The sequence below is a fragment of the Rothia nasimurium genome (assembly GCF_928392795.1).
Classification (GTDB): Bacteria; Actinomycetota; Actinomycetes; order Actinomycetales; family Micrococcaceae; genus Rothia; species Rothia nasimurium_F.
In genome coordinates this window covers 1-4,408 of sequence record NZ_CAKMTJ010000018.1, presented here as the reverse complement: position 1 = coordinate 4,408, position 4,408 = coordinate 1, and the positions used below count along the sequence as shown (strand labels likewise).

At 63.7% G+C, this 4,408-nt stretch carries 6 protein-coding genes; all 6 read right to left on the bottom strand.

Annotated elements, in window-relative coordinates; genetic code table 11:
• Nucleotides 1-319: 319 nt before the first annotated feature.
• Entirely contained in the window at nucleotides 320-637 is a 318-nt protein-coding gene (locus L6963_RS11615; protein WP_046746591.1) for a DMT family transporter, read from the bottom strand.
• Nucleotides 637-996, bottom strand: a complete 360-nt coding sequence (locus tag L6963_RS11610; RefSeq protein ID WP_237197834.1) for a DMT family transporter — start codon at nucleotides 994-996, stop codon at nucleotides 637-639. The genes L6963_RS11615 and L6963_RS11610 overlap by 1 nt, the downstream gene beginning before the upstream one ends.
• Nucleotides 993-1,520 carry a TetR/AcrR family transcriptional regulator gene (locus L6963_RS11605; RefSeq protein ID WP_237197832.1) on the bottom strand — a complete coding sequence of 176 codons (528 nt, stop codon included), beginning with the start codon at nucleotides 1,518-1,520 and terminating at the stop codon, nucleotides 993-995. Before L6963_RS11605 ends, L6963_RS11610 begins: the two co-directional genes overlap by 4 nt.
• Nucleotides 1,521-1,663: 143 nt before the next feature.
• Nucleotides 1,664-2,587, bottom strand: a complete 924-nt coding sequence (locus tag L6963_RS11600) for an AAA family ATPase (protein ID WP_060920706.1) — start codon at nucleotides 2,585-2,587, stop codon at nucleotides 1,664-1,666.
• Nucleotides 2,574-4,010: a Mu transposase C-terminal domain-containing protein gene (locus L6963_RS11595; protein WP_060920705.1), complete on the bottom strand. Its 1,437-nt coding sequence runs from the start codon at nucleotides 4,008-4,010 to the stop codon at nucleotides 2,574-2,576. The genes L6963_RS11600 and L6963_RS11595 overlap by 14 nt, the downstream gene beginning before the upstream one ends.
• Before the next feature lie 9 nt (nucleotides 4,011-4,019).
• The gene (locus tag L6963_RS11590) at nucleotides 4,020-4,265 is read right to left on the bottom strand and encodes a helix-turn-helix domain-containing protein (protein ID WP_082714155.1); all 246 of its coding nucleotides are present in this window, start codon (nucleotides 4,263-4,265) and stop codon (nucleotides 4,020-4,022) included.
• Nucleotides 4,266-4,408: the final 143 nt, after the last annotated feature.

Sequence of the window (4,408 nt, the reverse complement as noted above, 5' to 3'; positions counted from 1 at the left end):
ACAATACCAGCGCACCGCCCACAGGATCACATCACCCTGGAAATGGCGCCACTTGAAATCCGTCATCGTTCCGTCCGTCCAATCTCCGCCAAGCATGCTCAAGCTTCACGATTTTTGCAACAGAGCCTCACGCCTGGCTCCAGTTCGGGGATACGAACGTCCGGTGCGTCGTCCAGGTGAAACGTTGGACGGCCGACGCCGTGGGCGTCCAGGTGACGATCGACGGCGACAAGCTGCGGTGCTGGATATGGCAGGGAGCATGTCAGCGAATCTCTGACCCGACCGACGTTTGGTAGCCCCGCTGTAAACGATCGCCGGGTTAGTGGACGGCTCCGAGTTCAATGCAGAGAACGCCACCGACGATGAGGACGATGCCGAGGCCCATCAGCCAGGTGAATGGCTCTTTGAACAGGAACTTGCTGAGGATGGCCGTGAGAGCGACGCCGGATGCAGCCCAGATGCCGTATGCGACGCCGAGCGCCATTCCGCCGGCGAGGGCGAGGCTGAGCATGGTGAATGCGAGGACGTAGCCCACGGCCACGCCGACGTACCAGCGCTTCTTGTCGACCGCCATACGGAGCGACAGAGTGCCGACGACCTCGAAGATGATTGCGCCGATGAGGAACAGCCAGACCATCACGCGACCTCTGCCTTCTTCTTGTGACCGGCCTGCGCGCCGAGTTCGACGCAGAGCACTCCGGCGATGACGACGACGATGCCGATGCCCATCAAGAGCGTGAGCGGTTCGCCGAAGATGATGAGGGAGAGGAGCGCCGTCAGTGCGACCCCGGAGGCTCCCCAGATGCCGTATGCGACGCCGAGGGCCATGCCGGTGCGCAGCACGAGGCTGAGGAACACGAAGGCGCCGATGTAGCCGGCTGCGACGAGTGCATAGAGGGCGGGTGAGTCCAGCGCCCCCTTGAGGGATAGTGAGCCGGTGACCTCTGCGGCGATCGCGCCGATGAGGAACAGCCAGCCTTTGGCTTTGTTGGTCACTGGGGGTCTCCTTCATTCACGAGTTGCAGGGCGATCGCGCGCAGGACGGATCGTTCGTCGTCACGGACAGTGGGGATGCCGAGGGCAGTGTTGAACCATGCGCCGTCAGCCAGCAGGCGGGCGGCGCGAAGTGATGCGCGGCTCGCCGGGTCAGTGTCGATGTCGCTGCCGAGCCACGGGGTGAGGCGTTCAGCCCACAGAGCAGACAACCGCTCCCGCAGGTTCACGTCCGCGAGCAGGGCGAGATCGCTGGAGTCGAAGTCGCCGTTGAGTGCGTAGTCGACGTACGCGCGCAGCTTGTCGATCGGCTCGGCATCCGTCGAGGCCCGAGTATGCAGATCCGCTTCCCAGCGGTCGATAATGCGGTTCACGACTGCGACAGTGAGAACTTCTTTCGTGCCGAAATGGTGGACCACCCCGGGCTTCGTCAACCCCGCCTCGCGAGCGACTGCATCGAGGGCGAGGGCATCGCCGCGGCGAAGGACTTCAACTGCGTGATCGAGAAGTTCGATTTTGGTTGGCACATTTCAAATATACCTACCATACGTATGGTAGGTCAACTCAGCTGCGGACTCAGCCGTAAACGATCGTTTTCGGTGTGCGGTTCGTCGAGGTCCCCGGTATGCGTTGTGAATCGCGGCGATGAATGTCGTGTTTCCCACGCCGCTTACCGTCCGATGAGGAGTGCTTCTTGGGCGGCGTCGACGGCCTCTGGGATGAGGCGTGTCTGCTTGTTGATGTCGAGTATGCGGTTGATCTGGGTGACGAGTCTGTCGGCGAGACGGAAGTTTCCGTTGGTGGCGCGGACGATTGCGGCGAGAGCTGCGGTGTGCGCGAGACCGGAGTCGTCTGGGTCGGGGTCCGGGAGGCGCTGCGCGACAACGGCGGTGAGCTCGTCACTGCGTAGCGCCCGGTACTCGTGAGCGAAGCCGATGCGGCTGTAGAGCTGGGGGTAGCGGGCGAGCCGTTTTTCGAGGCCGGGCATGCCGATGAGGATGACGCCCATCCGGTGGCGGTCGTAGAAGTCGCGGACTTGTTCGAGGCCGGCGGTTTTGAGTCGGTCGGCTTCGTCGATGATGAGCAGTTCGGTGTTTCCGCTGTGTTGGGACTCGGCGTGAACGAAAGGATCAACGTGCCCGTGTTCGGCGTAGTCGATGGCCCAGGAGATGTGCTGGCAGGCCCGGGGCAGGCCTTGATCGATTTGCTTGATGGTCGCGGCGACCGTGGGTGTGAAGAATGCCGTGCGGCTTCGTTGCACGGCCTCGGGCACGGGCGGCAGTGAGCCCTTGCCGCGGGAGAGCGGGTACCACTGCTCCCATTCGTCTGTACCGGCGTAGTTGCGTGCGGAGCGTGTCTTCCCGACGCCGGGTGGTCCGTAGCAGAGGCCGATGTAGCGGTGCGATCGGACGGTATCCGCGAACTCTGTAAACCGTCGGTGCTCACGTGTGGTAATGAATGCGGGCAAAGTGTCCGCGAGGGGCGGAGGCGCATCGGTGAACTCGTCGAAATGACCGTTGAGGAATCGGCGTCCGTCATCGTCAGGCGTGAAAAGAAGAGACCGGGGCGTGCTGTCTGGATCAGTCACTGGCATATGTCCTCAATCCGTGTCGCGCGGGAAGTGTCGCGGGCTGGTCGGGGGTTCTGTCGGGGGCCGTTGCGATCTCGGGACGGTGGCGCGTGTCTTCGGGAAGGGAACCCGCATGAGCGGTGAGCTCGCGGAGTTGCTGCTTCAGAGCGCGACGCCGCGCGTTCCTCGCGGTTTGCAGATCAGCAAAAGAGACGGTTTCCGAGGAGCGTTCGGGGGAAATTGCGCGGCAGAGGAATGCGTTGTCGTGGAAGATTCGTATCTCTCCGAGGTCGCGGAGGTCGTACCGCACCGTGACGTCTTCCCCGACGTATGCGGCGAGGACTGGTGAGATGTATCGGGTCGAGGCGAAACGGATCCCGTCGCGTTGCACACGGCGGGGCGTCGCTGCGGTGAGTAGAAGCAGATCGATGTCTTCCGGGCGAGCGGGTGTTCGAGGGATGAAACTGTCGCTGCGCCATCGCTCGTGCGGGGCAGCACCCGTCGATGAGTGGATGCGTTCGTTGTATTCGTCGACGATGAATCGCTCGAGAACGTCATCGAGCTGGTGCAAGGTCAACCTGGGTTCGGTGATGGGCGATCCACCGGTGCCGTGCGGGATGAAGCCGGGCAGGTGCGGCAGCAGCTCGGTCGTGATCGTTCGGTAGAACCGTTCGATCTTGCCGCGCCCCTGTGGGACGCCGATCCGTGAGTGAATCAAGCGCACGTGCACGTCGAGGCACACGTGCTCGATCCTGGTCGAGGTGAAATCGGACCCGTGATCGCTGTAGAGGATGTCCGGGAGGCCCGACACCACCCACTTCGGGTTTCGTTTCCGAGCGACGGCCTGGTGGAAAGCCAATGCGGAATGCTCGGCCGTGGGTGCTGAGACGCTGACCGCGTAGCCCGCGATCGCTCGTGAGTAGTCGTCGAGCACGATCGTGAGCCAGGGGCGGACGGCCTGCTGCCGGTCATCGAGAATCATCACATCGAGCAGAGTGTGGTCCATCTGCCACTGTTCATTCGGCGCAGAGGTTGTGCGGCGGTAGACCAGCTCGAACTTGTCTCGATAGGCCGCGTCCCTGCCGTCCGCGAGAGCGGTCAGGCCCGGGTCGAGCGCGTGCACGATTTCGCGGACCGTGGTGTACCCCGGGACGGATAGTCCTCGGCCCCTGGCGATATCACCGATGCGGCGGTGGATATACGCGATCGTCGGCGCGGGTCGCCGCACAGCAAGCGCCTCAATCGCCTTCACCAGCTCGGCGTCGATGTGCCTCGAACCCTTATCGCTGCGAGGTGCCCGTGAGAGCTGTCCCGTTTCCATCCGGGCTGCCCAGCGTTGCAGGGTCCGTACGGCGACGCCGGAGTGTTCCGCAATGCGCGTCCACGGCACCCCGTCCTGGTGTTGGCGCACAAGCTCGGCTTTCTGCCGATCGCTGAGGTGCGCCATGATTCCTCGTTAGGACCGCTCGACGTGCTCGGCCAGGTGCCGGTAGATCGTGGGCCGGGACACTCCGAACGTGTCGGCAATCTCTTGGACGGTGTGGCCGCCCTCGTCGTACATCGCCCGGGCCTGCCGGATCTTCGTCGGCGTCATCTTGAACTTCGGGCCGCCCTTCCGGCCCCGGGCGCGGGCGGCCGCGAGGCCGTCGTGGGTGCGTTCGACGATGAGGTCGTGTTCGAACTCCGCGATCGCAGCGAGCATGTGGAAGAACAGGCGACGGCTCTGTTGCAAAGATTGGCGGCAGTCAGAGGTAGGCTGTCGCTCTGCGCCGATCAGGCGGCTGCTGCGAAATGGTGGTTGAGCATGCCCATGGCCTCCGTCAGCGCCGAGGGCCCAATGCCAAA

Excerpts from the sequence above, each read along its gene's own strand:
- L6963_RS11615 (WP_046746591.1), bottom strand. The coding sequence starts at position 637 with ATGGTCTGGCTGTTCCTCATCGGCGCAATCATCTTCGAGGTCGTCGGC.
- L6963_RS11600 (WP_060920706.1), bottom strand. The coding sequence starts at position 2,587 with ATGCCAGTGACTGATCCAGACAGCACGCCCCGGTCTCTTCTTTTCACG.
- L6963_RS11595 (WP_060920705.1), bottom strand. The coding sequence starts at position 4,010 with ATGGCGCACCTCAGCGATCGGCAGAAAGCCGAGCTTGTGCGCCAACAC.
- L6963_RS11590 (WP_082714155.1), bottom strand. The coding sequence starts at position 4,265 with ATGCTCGCTGCGATCGCGGAGTTCGAACACGACCTCATCGTCGAACGC.